The organism is Mesorhizobium sp. M0189, from assembly GCF_040322135.1.
Taxonomy (GTDB): Bacteria; Pseudomonadota; Alphaproteobacteria; order Rhizobiales; family Rhizobiaceae; genus Mesorhizobium.
Genome location: NZ_JAMYSW010000020.1, coordinates 1 through 13,781, shown reverse-complemented (window position 1 = coordinate 13,781; position 13,781 = coordinate 1). Strand labels below are relative to the sequence as shown.

At 62.3% G+C, this 13,781-nt stretch carries 26 protein-coding genes; all 26 read right to left on the bottom strand.

Annotation, left to right across the window (positions count from 1 at the left end; genetic code table 11):
- Positions 1 to 39: 39 nt before the first annotated feature.
- Positions 40 to 429: a 30S ribosomal protein S11 gene (gene rpsK / locus NKJ09_RS27145; protein WP_006205444.1), complete on the bottom strand. Its 390-nt coding sequence runs from the start codon at positions 427 to 429 to the stop codon at positions 40 to 42.
- Between the two features lie 139 nt (positions 430 to 568).
- Positions 569 to 937 (bottom strand): 30S ribosomal protein S13, encoded by a 369-nt coding sequence (gene rpsM, locus NKJ09_RS27140; protein WP_006205445.1) that lies wholly within the window; start codon positions 935 to 937, stop codon positions 569 to 571.
- A 198-nt stretch (positions 938 to 1,135) separates the two neighbouring features.
- The gene (locus NKJ09_RS27135) at positions 1,136 to 1,747 is read right to left on the bottom strand and encodes an adenylate kinase (protein ID WP_023717524.1); all 612 of its coding nucleotides are present in this window, start codon (positions 1,745 to 1,747) and stop codon (positions 1,136 to 1,138) included.
- Positions 1,744 to 3,084: a preprotein translocase subunit SecY gene (secY, locus tag NKJ09_RS27130; protein ID WP_023717523.1), complete on the bottom strand. Its 1,341-nt coding sequence runs from the start codon at positions 3,082 to 3,084 to the stop codon at positions 1,744 to 1,746. Before secY ends, NKJ09_RS27135 begins: the two co-directional genes overlap by 4 nt.
- A 191-nt stretch (positions 3,085 to 3,275) precedes the next feature.
- Entirely contained in the window at positions 3,276 to 3,749 is a 474-nt protein-coding gene (rplO, locus tag NKJ09_RS27125) for a 50S ribosomal protein L15 (protein WP_023717522.1), read from the bottom strand.
- A gap of 22 nt (positions 3,750 to 3,771) precedes the next feature.
- A complete protein-coding gene (gene rpmD / locus NKJ09_RS27120) occupies positions 3,772 to 3,969 on the bottom strand; it encodes a 50S ribosomal protein L30 (RefSeq protein WP_006205449.1) in 198 nt (65 codons plus the stop codon).
- A gap of 24 nt (positions 3,970 to 3,993) precedes the next feature.
- Complete coding sequence (rpsE, locus tag NKJ09_RS27115) at positions 3,994 to 4,557, bottom strand: 30S ribosomal protein S5 (protein ID WP_006333394.1); 564 nt, start codon at positions 4,555 to 4,557, stop codon at positions 3,994 to 3,996.
- A 155-nt stretch (positions 4,558 to 4,712) separates the two neighbouring features.
- Positions 4,713 to 5,072, bottom strand: a complete 360-nt coding sequence (rplR, locus tag NKJ09_RS27110) for a 50S ribosomal protein L18 (RefSeq protein ID WP_023675132.1) — start codon at positions 5,070 to 5,072, stop codon at positions 4,713 to 4,715.
- Positions 5,073 to 5,157: 85 nt separating this feature from the next.
- On the bottom strand, positions 5,158 to 5,691 hold the full coding sequence (gene rplF / locus NKJ09_RS27105; RefSeq protein WP_023675133.1) for a 50S ribosomal protein L6: 534 nt from the start codon (positions 5,689 to 5,691) through the stop codon (positions 5,158 to 5,160).
- Positions 5,692 to 5,781: 90 nt separating this feature from the next.
- The gene (gene rpsH, locus NKJ09_RS27100; protein ID WP_006205453.1) at positions 5,782 to 6,180 is read right to left on the bottom strand and encodes a 30S ribosomal protein S8; all 399 of its coding nucleotides are present in this window, start codon (positions 6,178 to 6,180) and stop codon (positions 5,782 to 5,784) included.
- A 12-nt stretch (positions 6,181 to 6,192) separates the two neighbouring features.
- Positions 6,193 to 6,498, bottom strand: coding sequence for a 30S ribosomal protein S14 (rpsN, locus tag NKJ09_RS27095; RefSeq protein ID WP_023675134.1), 306 nt, complete (start codon positions 6,496 to 6,498; stop codon positions 6,193 to 6,195).
- Between the two features lie 27 nt (positions 6,499 to 6,525).
- Entirely contained in the window at positions 6,526 to 7,104 is a 579-nt protein-coding gene (gene rplE, locus NKJ09_RS27090; protein WP_023717521.1) for a 50S ribosomal protein L5, read from the bottom strand.
- Positions 7,097 to 7,411: a 50S ribosomal protein L24 gene (gene rplX, locus NKJ09_RS27085; RefSeq protein ID WP_023717520.1), complete on the bottom strand. Its 315-nt coding sequence runs from the start codon at positions 7,409 to 7,411 to the stop codon at positions 7,097 to 7,099. The genes rplE and rplX overlap by 8 nt, the downstream gene beginning before the upstream one ends.
- 12 nt (positions 7,412 to 7,423) lie before the next feature.
- Positions 7,424 to 7,792: a 50S ribosomal protein L14 gene (gene rplN / locus NKJ09_RS27080; protein ID WP_006205457.1), complete on the bottom strand. Its 369-nt coding sequence runs from the start codon at positions 7,790 to 7,792 to the stop codon at positions 7,424 to 7,426.
- Between the two features lie 82 nt (positions 7,793 to 7,874).
- Positions 7,875 to 8,114: a 30S ribosomal protein S17 gene (gene rpsQ / locus NKJ09_RS27075; protein WP_023675136.1), complete on the bottom strand. Its 240-nt coding sequence runs from the start codon at positions 8,112 to 8,114 to the stop codon at positions 7,875 to 7,877.
- Between the two features lie 11 nt (positions 8,115 to 8,125).
- Positions 8,126 to 8,326: a 50S ribosomal protein L29 gene (gene rpmC / locus NKJ09_RS27070; RefSeq protein ID WP_006205459.1), complete on the bottom strand. Its 201-nt coding sequence runs from the start codon at positions 8,324 to 8,326 to the stop codon at positions 8,126 to 8,128.
- Positions 8,327 to 8,339: 13 nt separating this feature from the next.
- Entirely contained in the window at positions 8,340 to 8,753 is a 414-nt protein-coding gene (rplP, locus tag NKJ09_RS27065) for a 50S ribosomal protein L16 (RefSeq protein ID WP_006205460.1), read from the bottom strand.
- Positions 8,754 to 8,780: 27 nt separating this feature from the next.
- Positions 8,781 to 9,506 carry a 30S ribosomal protein S3 gene (gene rpsC, locus NKJ09_RS27060; protein WP_023675137.1) on the bottom strand — a complete coding sequence of 242 codons (726 nt, stop codon included), beginning with the start codon at positions 9,504 to 9,506 and terminating at the stop codon, positions 8,781 to 8,783.
- Positions 9,506 to 9,895, bottom strand: a complete 390-nt coding sequence (gene rplV / locus NKJ09_RS27055; RefSeq protein WP_006205462.1) for a 50S ribosomal protein L22 — start codon at positions 9,893 to 9,895, stop codon at positions 9,506 to 9,508. The genes rpsC and rplV overlap by 1 nt, the downstream gene beginning before the upstream one ends.
- A gap of 2 nt (positions 9,896 to 9,897) precedes the next feature.
- Complete coding sequence (rpsS, locus tag NKJ09_RS27050; RefSeq protein WP_006205463.1) at positions 9,898 to 10,176, bottom strand: 30S ribosomal protein S19; 279 nt, start codon at positions 10,174 to 10,176, stop codon at positions 9,898 to 9,900.
- Between the two features lie 16 nt (positions 10,177 to 10,192).
- On the bottom strand, positions 10,193 to 11,026 hold the full coding sequence (gene rplB, locus NKJ09_RS27045) for a 50S ribosomal protein L2 (RefSeq protein WP_023675138.1): 834 nt from the start codon (positions 11,024 to 11,026) through the stop codon (positions 10,193 to 10,195).
- Positions 11,027 to 11,048: 22 nt separating this feature from the next.
- Positions 11,049 to 11,342 (bottom strand): 50S ribosomal protein L23, encoded by a 294-nt coding sequence (locus NKJ09_RS27040; protein ID WP_006205465.1) that lies wholly within the window; start codon positions 11,340 to 11,342, stop codon positions 11,049 to 11,051.
- Complete coding sequence (gene rplD, locus NKJ09_RS27035; protein WP_023675140.1) at positions 11,339 to 11,959, bottom strand: 50S ribosomal protein L4; 621 nt, start codon at positions 11,957 to 11,959, stop codon at positions 11,339 to 11,341. The genes NKJ09_RS27040 and rplD overlap by 4 nt, the downstream gene beginning before the upstream one ends.
- Positions 11,959 to 12,687, bottom strand: coding sequence for a 50S ribosomal protein L3 (rplC, locus tag NKJ09_RS27030; RefSeq protein ID WP_023717519.1), 729 nt, complete (start codon positions 12,685 to 12,687; stop codon positions 11,959 to 11,961). Before rplC ends, rplD begins: the two co-directional genes overlap by 1 nt.
- A gap of 96 nt (positions 12,688 to 12,783) precedes the next feature.
- Positions 12,784 to 13,092, bottom strand: a complete 309-nt coding sequence (gene rpsJ, locus NKJ09_RS27025; protein WP_006205468.1) for a 30S ribosomal protein S10 — start codon at positions 13,090 to 13,092, stop codon at positions 12,784 to 12,786.
- A gap of 63 nt (positions 13,093 to 13,155) precedes the next feature.
- The coding region (locus NKJ09_RS27020) for an EF-Tu C-terminal domain-related protein (protein ID WP_275955480.1) at positions 13,156 to 13,781 on the bottom strand (626 nt) is incomplete at its 5' end.

Genomic DNA, 13,781 nt, shown 5'->3' with positions numbered 1-13,781 from the left:
CGCCCTTGAGGCGCTCGCGCGGCGTTCGGTAAATTCTCTTTAGACGCGGCGCTTCTTGCGCGGGCGGCAGCCATTGTGCGGGATCGGCGTCACATCACGGATCGAGGTGATGGTGAAGCCTGCTGCCTGCAGCGCCCGCAGCGCCGATTCACGACCGGAGCCGGGTCCACAGACCTCGACCTCGAGCATGCGCATGCCGTGTTCCTGAGCCTTCTTGGCAACATCTTCGGCGGCCATCTGGGCAGCGAAAGGGGTCGACTTGCGCGATCCCTTGAAGCCCTGGGCTCCGGCCGACGACCAGGCAATGGAATTGCCCTGCGCGTCGGTGATGGTGATCATCGTGTTGTTGAAGGTCGAATTGACGTGGGCAACGCCCGACGAGATGTTCTTGCGTTCGCGACGGCGAACACGAGCGGCTTCCTTGGCCATGATAGTCCTTTCAGTTGATCTCTACACCGCCGTAATGCCAGCGGCTCCACCAGGGAGAAGGCAGTAGGGGAATATGGCAGTAGGGCAGTATGTCTGCCGTTCCTATTGCCTTACTGCCCTACTCTCTTACTGCCCTAAATTACTTCTTCTTTCCGGCAATCGACTTGGCTGGGCCTTTGCGGGTGCGCGCATTGGTGTGCGTGCGCTGGCCACGAACCGGCAGCGAGCGGCGGTGACGCAGGCCGCGGTAGCAGCCGAGGTCCATGAGCCGCTTGATGTTCATCGACACTTCGCGGCGCAGGTCGCCCTCGACCTGGTAGTCGCGGTCGATGGTCTCCCGGATCTGCAGCACTTCCGCGTCGGTCAGCTGGTTGACGCGGCGCTCGGCCGGGATGCCGACCTTGTCGACGATCTCCTGGGCGAACTTCTTGCCAATGCCGTGAATGTATTGAAGCGCAATGACGACGCGCTTGTTGGTAGGAATGTTGACGCCGGCTATACGAGCCATGTTCTTCTCTTCTCCATATAGGCCGGACGAGCCGGCGCTTCAAGTTGCCCCGCGTCCGGTGGAGGCCGGCCCTTGCGGGAGTTTCCAGTTCAAAGCGGCCTGCCTTGCCCTTGCGGACAAGCAAGCCTCATGCCTGATAGGAAGACGGGCCGCCATACCCCAGCGGACCGCTCCAGTCAAGCGCAATCGTTCGTTTCTCTAGCCGGCCGCCTGGCCAACCTGCCGGGTCGTCGCCCTGAGCACCGCCTCGATCTGCTGCGTCACCGCATCGATGTCGGCCATGCCATCGACGCCCCTGAGCTTGCCCTTGGCGTAGTAGTAGCCGATCAGCGGCGAGGTTTTCTTGTAATATTCCCTCAAGCGTTCTTCGAACACCGCTGGGCTGTCGTCCTTGCGCACCGGCAGGCCTGCGGCCTTGGCGTCCTCGGCGCGTTTGACGATTCGGCCAACCAGCGCCTTGTCGTCGACGACAAATTCGATGACCGCGTCTAGCTCCAGCCCGCGATCCGAAAGCATTTCCTCAACGGCGTCCGCTTGCACCAGGGTTCGCGGGTATCCGTCAAGGATGAAGCCGTTTGCGCAATCGGCTTGATCGATGCGCTCGGCCACGATGGCGTTGACGATAGCGTCGGACACCAGTTCACCAGCATCCATCACCGCCTTGGCTCGCCTGCCGACTTCGGTGCCGGCCTGAACAGCAGCACGCAGCATGTCCCCCGTGGAAAGCTGTGGGATGCCGTGTCTTTCTACCAGTCTCAGTGCTTGTGTCCCCTTGCCCGCCCCCGGCGGTCCAAGCAATATCAACCTCATCTGGCCTTCTTCCCCCCGCGCAGCTTCGACTTCTTGATCAGGCCCTCATACTGGTGCGCGATCAGGTGACCCTGAATCTGCGCCACCGTATCGAGCGTTACACTGACCACGATCAGGAGCGAAGTGCCACCAAGGTAGAACGGTACGCCAGTCGCTGAAATCAGGAACTCGGGCAGCAGACACACCAGCACCAGATAGATGGCGCCGACGACGGTGATGCGGGTGAGCACATAGTCGATATAGTCCGCAGTGCGCTCGCCCGGACGATAGCCCGGGATGAAGCCCGAATGCTTCTTGAGCTGGTCGGCGGTGTCCTTCGGATTGAAGACGATCGCCGTATAGAAGAAGGCGAAGAACACGATCATGGCAGCGTAGAAGGCCATATAGAGCGGCTGGCCGTGGCCGAGCGCCGCCAGGATGGTGCTCGCCCAGGCAGGCATGTTGGTCGTCTGCGAGAAGCCGGCAACCGTTGCCGGAAGCAGCAGCAGCGACGAGGCGAAGATCGGCGGAATGACGCCGGACGTGTTGAGCTTCAGCGGCAGATGCGAGGTATCGCCCTGGAACATGCGATTGCCGACCTGGCGCTTGGGATACTGGATCAGCAGGCGGCGCTGGGCGCGCTCGAAGAAGACGATCAGCGCGATGACGACGATGGCGAGCACGATGATCGCCAGGATCAGGCCGGTCGACAGTGCGCCGGTGCGGCCAAGCTCCAGCGTGCCGGAGATGGCGCGCGGCAGGCCGGCGACGATGCCGGAGAAGATGATCAGCGAAATGCCGTTGCCGATGCCGCGGGCGGTGATCTGCTCGCCAAGCCACATCAGGAACATGGTACCGCCGACCAGCGTGACGACGGTGGAGATGCGGAAGAACATGCCGGGATCGTTGACGATGCCATTGCCGCCCTCAAGCCCGACCGAAATGCCATAGGCCTGGACCAGCGCCAGAAGCACGGTGCCGTAGCGCGTGTACTGGTTGATGATCTTGCGACCCTGCTCGCCCTCCTTCTTCAGCGCTTCCAGCGAAGGAATGACCGAGGTCATCAGCTGCATGATGATGGAGGCGGAGATATAGGGCATGATGCCGAGGGCAAAGATCGCCATGCGCTGCACGGCGCCACCGGCGAACATGTTGAACATGCCGAGTACGCCCTTGCTCTGCGACGAGAAGGCCTGGGCGAAAGCGTCGGGATTGATGCCGGGCAGCGGGATATAGGTGCCAAGGCGGTAAACGAGCAGCGCGCCGATGGTGAACCAGATGCGCTTCTTCAGATCCTCGGCTTTGGCGAAGGCCGAAAAATTCAGATTCGAGGCTAGTTGTTCAGCAGCCGAAGCCATGCCTGATTCTCCGCTTGGTCACGCTCGATGCCCGCAGCTCAGGCGGCGCGTGTCACCGAAGCTCACGAGATAAGCTCCGGACTGCAAACATGCAAGCGGCCGCGTTGATGCGGCCGCCACATCTGTCGGATCAAAGCACGACCGAAGGCAAAACCGAATTCCACCTTTGCCGACCGTGCTTCAAATTGCCGTTACTCGGCGGCTGCTTTCTCAGGCAACTTCACCGAACCGCCGGCCTTTTCGATCTTCTCGACCGCGGCCTTGGAGGCTCCGGCCACGTCGAAGGCAAGCTTGGCCTTGATGTCGCCGTCCGAAAGGATGCGCACGCCGTCCTTGACGCGACGGATGACGCCGGCCGCAACCAGCGCCTCGGCCGTCACAACTGTCTTAGCATCGAGCTTCTTGGCATCGAGCGCAGCCTGGATGCGGGCCAGCGACACAACGGTGAAGCTCTTGGCGAAGATATTGTTGAAGCCGCGCTTCGGCAGACGACGGTAGAGCGGCATCTGGCCACCCTCGAAGCCGTTGACGGCGACGCCGGAGCGCGCCTTCTGGCCCTTGACGCCGCGACCGGCGGTCTTGCCCGAACCGGAGCCGATGCCACGGCCAAGACGCTTCTTGGAATGCGTCGCGCCGTCCTTGTCACGCAGATCGTTGAGTTTCATCTGGGTTCTCCTGCGCTCTGGCTCAGCCCTCGTCCACGACGCGGACGAGATGCTGGACGGCAGCGATCATGCCGCGCACCGAGGGCGTATCCTCCAGCGTGCGCTGCTTGTGCATCTTGTTGAGGCCGAGGCCGACCAGCGTTGCGCGCTGCTCCTTCGGCCGGCGGATCGGCGAGCCGATCTGCTCGACGGTGATGGTCTTGGTTGCTTTCTTGGCCATGGTCAGATCCCTGGTCAGCTTCGACTATTCTTCAGCCGCAACGGCGGTGCCGCGGCGGGCCTGAAGGGTCGAATACTTGATGCCGCGCGCAGCAGCCACATCCTTCGGATGCATCTGGCTCTTCAACGCGTCGAATGTGGCGCGAACCATGTTGTAGGGGTTCGAAGAACCCATCGACTTGGCGACCACGTCATGCATGCCGAGCGTCTCGAAGACGGCGCGCATCGGGCCGCCGGCGATGATGCCGGTACCTTGCTTGGCAGCGCGCAGCAGAACACGTCCCGCGCCCCAGCGTCCCTCGACGTCATGGTGCAGCGTGCGGCCCGAGCGCAGCGGCACGAAGATCATGTCGCGCTTGGCCGATTCGGTCGCCTTGCGGATCGCCTCCGGCACTTCGCGCGCCTTGCCGTGGCCGAAGCCGACGCGGCCCTTCTGGTCGCCGACGACGACGAGCGCTGCAAAGCCGAAGCGCCGGCCGCCCTTGACGACCTTGGCGACCCGATTGATGTGGACGAGCTTGTCGACCATGCCGTCGTCGCGCTCTTCGCGATCACGGCCGCGGCCGCCATCCCTACGTTCCTGTGCCATATCCTGTTCCTTGTTTTTTTCCGGAAGCACGGTTGATGATGATATCCGGGGCCTCTGTGGGTCGCCGGGGGCGAAAACTCTTTTTTCCTTCGCATGATCCTATCCGAAAAGTCTGCAACTTTTTGCTGCGCTGACCTCCGGTTCGGGATCACGCTTTAGAAGCTCAGACCACCTTCACGGGCAGCCTCGGCAAGCGCCTTGACACGGCCGTGGTAGATGTAGGCGCCGCGGTCGAAGACGACTTCCTTGACGCCGGCCTTCGAGGCACGCTCGGCGATCAGCTTGCCGATGGCAGCTGCGGCCGCGGTGTCGGCGCCGGTCTTGAGCGAACCCTTGAGCTCCTTCTCGAGCGTCGAAGCAGCGGCGATGGTGTGGCCCTTGGCGTCGTCGATGACCTGGACGTAGATGTTCTTCGACGTGCGATGGACCGACAGGCGCGGACGATCGCCAGCGACCTTCTTGATCTGGCGGCGGACGCGCTGAGCGCGGCGCTGGGTGGATTCTTTCGAGCCCATGATATCAGTTCCTTGCCTTCAAAAGACGGGGGCAACCATATGCGGTAGGACAAGCCTCCCGCGACCGCTCCCCGCGGCGTTAAAATTACTTCTTCTTGCCTTCCTTGCGGACGATCTTCTCGCCAGCATAGCGAACGCCCTTGCCCTTGTAGGGCTCGGGGCTGCGGTACTCGCGGATCTCGGCGGCAACCTGGCCGACCTGCTGCTTGTCGATTCCGGTCACGGTGATTTCCGTCGGCTTCGGCACCGAAATCGTCACGCCCTGCGGCGTCTCGTAGACAACGTCGTGGCTGAAGCCGAGCGCCAGCTGCAGGTTCTTGCCCTGCATGGCGGCACGATAGCCGACGCCTGTGATCTCGAGCTTCTTTTCGAAGCCGTCCTTGACGCCCTGCAGGATATTGACGATCTGCGTGCGCGACATGCCCCATTTGGAGCGGGCGGTCTTGGTCTGGTCGCGCGGCTGGACAGCGATCTCGCTGCCTTCCATCTTGACCAGCACTTCGTCGTTCACCACGAACTTCAGCTCGCCCTTCGGACCCTTCGCCGTCACGGTCTGGCCGTTGACGGTCGCGGTCACGCCCTGCGGCAGCGAAACGGGTTTCTTTCCAATACGAGACATTTTGTTGTCCTCGTCACTTCTCTTGTTTCAGGTCTCGGCCTTCGGGACTTGATCCCGAAAACCGGTTTCCAATTGGGGTGACATACCAGATCAGAAGATCTGGCAGAGGATTTCCCCGCCGACATTCTGTTCGCGCGCTTCGTGGTCGGCCATCACGCCCTTCGGCGTCGAAAGGATGGCGATGCCGAGGCCGTTGGCGACGTGCGGTATCGACTTGGCCGAAACGTAGACGCGGCGGCCGGGCTTCGAGACCCGGGCGATTTCGCGCACCACCGGCGCACCGTCGAAATACTTCAGCTCGATCTCGATTTCGGACTTGCCGTTGTCGAAGTCGGTCTGGCTGTAGTCGCGGATATAGCCTTCGGCCTTCAGCACGTCGAGGACGCGGGTACGCAGGCGCGAGGCCGGCGTCGAAACGCTCGACTTCTTACGGCCATACGCGTTGCGGATGCGGGTCAGCATATCGCCGAGAGGATCGCTCAATGACATGTTATGTCCTCCTTACCAGCTCGACTTGACCAGGCCCGGGATCTGGCCGTTATTGCCGAGATCACGAAGCGCGATACGCGATACTTTGAGCTTGCGATAATAGGCACGCGGGCGTCCGGTGACTTCGCAGCGGTTGCGGATGCGGGTCTTGGCCGAGTTGCGTGGCAGCGCCGAAAGCTTCAGCTGAGCGCGGAAGCGCTCTTCCATCGGCTTGGACTGATCCATGATGATCGCCTTGAGCACCTTGCGCTTGGCAGCGAACTGGTCCGCAAGCTTGCGGCGCCTGTTGTTCTTCTCGACTGAGCTGGTCTTTGCCATTTCAGATTTTTCCTTTTCTCGCTGCCGTTACTGGCGGAAGGGGAAGTTGAAGGCCTTGAGCAATGCCCTGGCTTCGTCGTCCGTCTTCGCAGTCGTACAAACGATGACGTCCATGCCCCAGATCTGATCAACCTTGTCGTAGTTGATCTCCGGAAACACGATGTGTTCCTTGATGCCCATGGCATAGTTGCCACGGCCATCGAAGCTCTTCGGGTTGAGTCCGCGGAAGTCGCGGACGCGCGGCAGCGCGATGTTCACGAGACGGTCGAGGAACTCGTACATGCGTTCCTTGCGCAGCGTGACCTTGGCGCCGATCGGCATCTTCTCGCGAACCTTGAAGCCGGCGATCGAGTTGCGGGCGCGGGTGACGACGGCCTTCTGGCCGGCGATCATCGCAAGGTCTTCCGCCGCGATCGAAGGCTTCTTCGAATCGCCGGTCGCCTCGCCGACGCCCATGTTCAGCACGATCTTGTCGATGCGCGGAACCTGCATCTCGTTGTCGTAGCCGAACTGCTCCTGCAGCGCCTTGCGGATGGTCTCGTTATAGACCTGCTTGAGGCGGGGCGTGTTCTGGGCAGTTGCCTGCTTGGTTTGAGCCTTAGCCATTGATGACTTCTCCCGAGCGCTTGGCGACGCGCACCTTCTTGCCGTCCTTCTGGAAGGTGAAGCCGACGCGGGTCGGCTTGCCATCCTTGGGGTCGGCCAGCGCGATGTTCGACAGCTGGATCGGCGCTTCCTTGGTGATGATCCCGCCCTCCTGGGACTGGGACTGCTTCTGGTGACGACGGATCAGGTTGACGCCGCGCACCAGCGCGGTGTCGTCCTTCGGCTGCACCGAGAGGACTTCGCCCGAACGGCCCTTGTCCTTGCCGGCCAGCACGACGACCTTGTCGCCTTTTCTAATCTTTTGCATTGGTCCGGCTCCTTACAGCACTTCAGGCGCGAGCGAGATGATCTTCATGTGGTTCTTGGCGCGGAGTTCGCGCGGAACCGGTCCGAAGATACGCGTGCCGATCGGCTCTTTCTTGTTGTCGACGAGAACGGCTGCGTTCTTGTCGAAACGGATCACGCTGCCATCCGGGCGGCGGATGTCCTTAGCCGTGCGAACCACGACCGCCTTCATCACATCGCCCTTCTTGACGCGGCCGCGCGGGATGGCTTCCTTGATCGACACCACGATGATGTCGCCCACGGAAGCATATTTCCGCTTCGAGCCGCCCAGCACCTTGATGCACATGACACGACGGGCGCCGGAATTATCCGCGACGTCGAGGTTTGTTTGCATCTGAATCATGACTGGCCGCCTTCTTCTTTTCTAACGGGACGGGTTTCTCACCCCTCCCCGGTCTGTCCAAAATTCGTTTCGTTAGCCCTGATCAGGCCTGGTCCGAAGACACCACGACCCAGCGCTTGTCCTTGGAAATCGGCTTCGATTCCTGGATGAACACCTGATCGCCGACCTTGTGGGCGTTGTTCTCGTCGTGCGCCTTGTACTTCTTGGTCATGCGCACGGTCTTCTTCATCACGGGATGCGTGAAGCGCCGTTCGACCTTGACGACAACCGTCTTCTCGTTCTTGTCGCTGACGACGGTGCCCTGCAGAATGCGCTTTGGCATGGTTTTCGTCCTTAAGCCTTCTTGGCCGCGGACTTTTCCGCAGCGATGGTCTTGATACGCGCAATGTCCTTGCGGACCTGCCTCACGCGCGCGGTCTTCTCAAGCTGGCCGGTGGCCTTCTGGAAGCGCAGGTTGAACTGCTCCTTCTTCAGGCTGGCCAGGTCGTCGGTCAGCTGGTCCTGGGTCTTGGTCCGGATGTCTTCGGCTTTCATGATCAGCCCGTCCTTATTCTGCGATGCGCTGTACGAAGCGCGTCCTGACCGAGAGCTTGGCCGCGCCGAGACGCAGCGCCTCACGGGCGGTTTCCTCGTTGACGCCGTCGATCTCGAACATGATGCGGCCTGGCTTGACGCGTGCCGCCCAGTAGTCGACCGCGCCCTTGCCCTTGCCCATGCGGACTTCGGTCGGCTTCGACGTCACCGGCACGTCCGGGAAGATACGGATCCACACGCGGCCGGCACGCTTCATCTCGCGGGTGATCGCGCGGCGGGCCGCCTCGATCTCACGCGCGGTGACGCGGTTCGGCTCAAGCGCCTTCAGCCCGAAACCACCGAAATCCAGGTTGGTGCCGCCCTTGGCGGTACCGTGGATGCGGCCCTTGAACTGCTTACGGAACTTTGTGCGCTTTGGCTGCAGCATCGTTCTAACTCCAAATTCCTAACTGTCTTACGCGTTTTCGCGACGGCGACCGCGTTCGCGCTCACCACCACCGCCATGCGCATGATCGCCCTCGGTGGCGCGGCGCTCCGAAGCCATCGGGTCGTGCTCGAGGATCTCGCCCTTGAACACCCAGACCTTGACGCCGCAAATGCCGTAGGCCGTATTCGCTTCGGCCGTGCCGTAGTCGACGTCGGCACGCAGCGTATGCAGTGGCACGCGGCCTTCACGATACCATTCCATGCGCGCGATCTCGGCGCCGCCGAGACGGCCGGCGCAGTTGATGCGGATGCCTTCGGCACCGAGGCGCATCGCCGACTGCACGGCGCGCTTCATGGCGCGGCGGAACGCGATGCGGCGCTCGAGCTGCTGGGCGATCGACTGGGCGACCAGGGTCGCGTCGATCTCCGGCTTGCGCACTTCGACGATGTTCAGATGCGTCTCGGACTTGGTCATCTCCATCAGCTTCTTGCGAAGCTTCTCGATGTCGGCGCCCTTCTTGCCGATGATCAGGCCCGGACGCGCCGCATGGATGGTGACGCGGCACTTCTTGTGCGGACGCTCGATCACGACCTTCGAGATCGCAGCCTGCTTGAGTTCCTTCTCAAGATATTTGCGGATCTTGATGTCCTCGTGCAGCAGCTTACCGTACTCGCCTGTATTCGCGAACCAGCGCGAATCCCAGGTGCGGTTGATGCCGAGACGCAGACCGATCGGATTGACTTTCTGGCCCATTATGCGGCCTCCCCTTTTTCTTCGACTTCACGAACGACGATCGTGAGGTGCGAGAACGGCTTCTCGATACGGCTGGCGCGACCACGGCCACGGGCATGGAACCGCTTCATGACGATCGACTTGCCGACATAGGCTTCCGCCACGATCAGCGCATCGACGTCGAGGTCGTGGTTGTTTTCCGCGTTGGCGATCGCCGATTCCAGCGTCTTCTTGACCGTGCCGGAAATCCGCTTGGCCGAGAATTCGAGGTCGGAAAGCGCTGTCGCGACCTTCTTGCCGCGGATCAGCGCGGCAACCAGGTTCAGCTTCTGCGGGCTGATACGGATCGTGCGCAACACGGCGCGCGCTTCGTTGTCAGCAAGCCTGCGCGGAGCTTTGGCCTTGCCCATGATTATTTCCTCTTCGCCTTCTTATCCGCGCCGTGACCGTAATAGGTCCGGGTCGGAGCGAATTCACCGAACTTGTGACCGACCATATCCTCGTTCACTGAGACGGGAACGTGCTTTTGGCCGTTGTAGACACCGAAGGTGAAGCCGACGAACTGCGGCAGGATGGTGGAGCGGCGGCTCCACATCTTGATCACCTCATTGCGACCACCTTCACGAACCTTGTCCACCTTCTTCAGAAGGTAGCCGTCGATGAAGGGGCCTTTCCAAATCGAACGAGTCACTTGGCGTTACCTCTTCTTAGCTCTTGCGCTGATGGCGCGAGCGCAGGATGAACTTGTCGGTCGCCTTGTTGGACCGCGTCTTCTTGCCCTTGGTCGGCTTGCCCCAGGGCGAAACCGGATGGCGGCCACCCGAGGTGCGGCCTTCGCCGCCGCCATGTGGATGGTCGACCGGGTTCATGGTCACGCCGCGATTGTGCGGACGCTTGCCGCGCCACACGGTGCGGCCTGCCTTGCCGTCATTGATGTTGCCATGGTCCGGGTTGGACACGGCACCGACAGTGGCCATGCAGGAGCCGTGGACGACACGCTGCTCGCCCGAGTTGAGGCGCAGGATCGCCATGCCCTGGTCGCGGCCGACGAGCTGGCCATAACCGCCGGCCGAACGGGCGACCTGAGCGCCCTTGCCGGGCTTCAGCTCGATATTGTGGACGATCGTGCCGACCGGCATCGAGGCCAGCGGCATCGCGTTGCCCGGCTTCACGTCGACCGATTCACCGGCCACGATCTTGTCGCCGGGAGCCAGACGCTGCGGGGCGATGATGTAGGACAGCTCGCCATCGTCATACTTGATCAGCGCGATGAAGGCGGTGCGGTTCGGATCGTATTCGATACGCTCGACCGTGCCGACGACGTCGAACTTGCGGCGCTTGAAGTCGATGATGCGATAGGTACGCTTGTGACCGCCGCCGATGAAGCGGGCCGTGATGCGGCCGTAATTGTTGCGGCCGCCCGACTTGGTCAGGCCTTCGGTGAGACCCTTGACGGGCTTGCCCTTGTAGAGGCCCGAGCGGTCGACGATGACCAGCTGACGGGTGCTCGGCGTTACCGGGTTGAATTTTTTAAGTGCCATTGTTCTGTCCTCGCGACCTTGCTCAGAGACCCGTCGCGACGTCGATCGACTGGCCGTCGGCCAGCGTCACAACCGCCTTCTTGACGTCGCTCTGGCGGCCGATCGTGCCGCGGAAGCGCTTGATCTTGCCCTTGCGGACAAGCGTGTTCACGGCCATCACCTTGACGCCGAACAGCGCTTCGACGGCGGCCTTGATTTCCGGCTTCGACGCCTTCTTGGCGACGTTGAAGACGACCTGGTTCTGCTCGGAAGCCATGGTCGACTTTTCGGTGATCGCCGGCGAGACGATCACATCGTAATGACGAAGGTCGGTCATTTGAAGCGCTCCTCGAGAGCCTCGACGGCGGCCTTGGAAAGGACCAGCGTGCCGCGGCGCAGAATGTCGTAGACGTTGATGCCCTGGATGGGCAGCACGTCGATGTTCGGGATGTTGGTCGCCGCCAGCTTGAAGTTCTTGTCAAGCTCGGCGCCGCCGATCACCAGGGCGTTGCTCAGGCCCAGCGTCGCGAAATTCGCGATCAGCGCCTTGGTCTTGGCCTCGGTCAGCTTCAGCTCGTCGATGATGATGATCGACGCGCTCTTGGCCTTGGCCGAAAGCGCATGCTTGAGGCCGAGCGCGCGCACCTTCTTCGGCAGATCGTGCTCGTGGCTGCGCACGACCGGGCCGTGGGCCTTGCCACCGCCGCGGAACTGCGGAGCGCGAGCCGAATGGTGACGGGCGCGGCCCGTACCCTTCTGCTTGTACATCTTGGCGCCGGTGCGGGCGATTTCCGCGCGACCCTTGGCCTTGTGCGTGCCCTGCTGCTTCTTGGCAAGCTGCCAGCGCACGACGCGCTGCAGGATGTCCTCGCGCGGGTCAAGGCCAAAAATCTCTTCGGAGAGCTTCAGCTTGCCGGCGTCCTTGCCGCCAAGCGTTGTAATCTTGAGGTCCATTATTCCGCTCCCTCTGTGGCCGGGGCCTCGTTCTTGGCGGCACCATCGGTTGCAACGGCGCGGATCGCGGCGGGCTTCGGCGCGTTGGCCGGAAGCGCCACCTTGGCCGCGTCGCGGACCAGGATCCATGCACCCTTCGAACCCGGGACCGCACCGCGGATCAGGATCAGGCCGCGATCGGCGTCGGTCGAGACGACCTCGACATTCTGCGTGGTGACGCGTGTGTCGCCCATGTGGCCGGCCATATGCTTGCCCTTGAACACCTTGCCCGGATCCTGGCGCTGGCCGGTCGAGCCGTGTGTACGGTGCGACACCGAGTTGCCGTGCGTCGCGCGGCCGCCACCCATGTGGTGCCGCTTGATGACGCCCTGGAAACCCTTGCCGATCGTGGTTCCCGTCACATCGACCTTCTGGCCGACGACGAAATGCTCGACGGTGATCTCGGCGCCGACATCGATCATGTTGTCGGCGGAGACGCGGAACTCGGCAACCTTGGCCTTGGGCTCGACGGAAGCAGTCGCGAAATGGCCGCGCATCGCCTTCGACGTGTTCTTCACCTTGGCAAGGCCAACGCCGAGCTGGACGGCGGTATAGCCGTTCTTCTCCTGCGTGCGCTGCGCCACGACCTGGCAGTTCTCCATCTGGAGAACAGTGACGGGAACATGTTCCCCGGCATCGTTGTAGATGCGGGTCATTCCCACCTTCTTTGCAATCACACCTGAACGCATCGGTTCAATTCCTTTAGAGTTCCCTGTCGGGGCTGTCGCCCCTCCACGCCTCTTGTTCCTTCAGAGTTCCGGGTCGCCCCGCTGACCTCTGGTTCCTTAGAGCTTGATCTCGACGTCGACACCGGCGGCCAGGTCGAGCTTCATCAAAGCATCGACCGTCTGCGGGGTCGGGTCGACGATGTCGAGCAGACGCTTGTGCGTGCGCATCTCGAACTGCTCGCGGCTCTTCTTGTCGACGTGAGGCGACCGGTTGACCGTGAACTTTTCGATCCGCGTCGGCAGCGGAATGGGGCCGCGGACGTTGGCGCCGGTGCGCTTGGCGGTCGACACGATTTCCCGTGTCGAGGCGTCGAGCACCCGGTGATCAAACGCCTTCAGGCGGATGCGGATATTCTGTCCGTTCATGCGTCACTTCCTTGTTCTGGCGCGGCGCGGGCAGCGCCCGCGACAGATCGGTTTAAGTCCAAATTACTCTTTGATGGTGACGACGATGCCGGCACCGACGGTGCGGCCGCCTTCACGGATGGCGAAGCGCAGCTTCTCTTCCATGGCGATCGGCACGATCAGCTCGACATCGACGGTGATGTTGTCGCCCGGCATCACCATCTCGGTGCCTTCCGGCAGCGACACGATGCCGGTTACGTCCGTCGTGCGGAAATAGAACTGCGGACGGTAGTTGGTGAAGAACGGCGTGTGACGGCCGCCCTCGTCCTTGGTCAGGATGTAGGCTTCGGCGACGAACTTCTTGTGCGGCTTGACGGTGCCGGGCTTGGCCAGAACCTGGCCGCGCTCGACGCCTTCACGGTCGACACCGCGCAACAGCGCGCCGATGTTGTCGCCGGCCTGGCCCTGGTCGAGCAGCTTGCGGAACATCTCGACGCCCGTGCAGGTCGTCTTGGTGGTCGGACGGATGCCGATGATCTCCAGCTCCTCGCCGACCTTGACGACGCCGCGCTCGACGCGGCCGGTCACCACCGTGCCGCGGCCCGAAATCGAGAACACGTCCTCGATCGGCATCAGGAACGGCTTGTCGAGCGGACGAACCGGCGTCGGGATGTAGGCATCGACCGCCGCCATCAATTCGCGGATCGCGT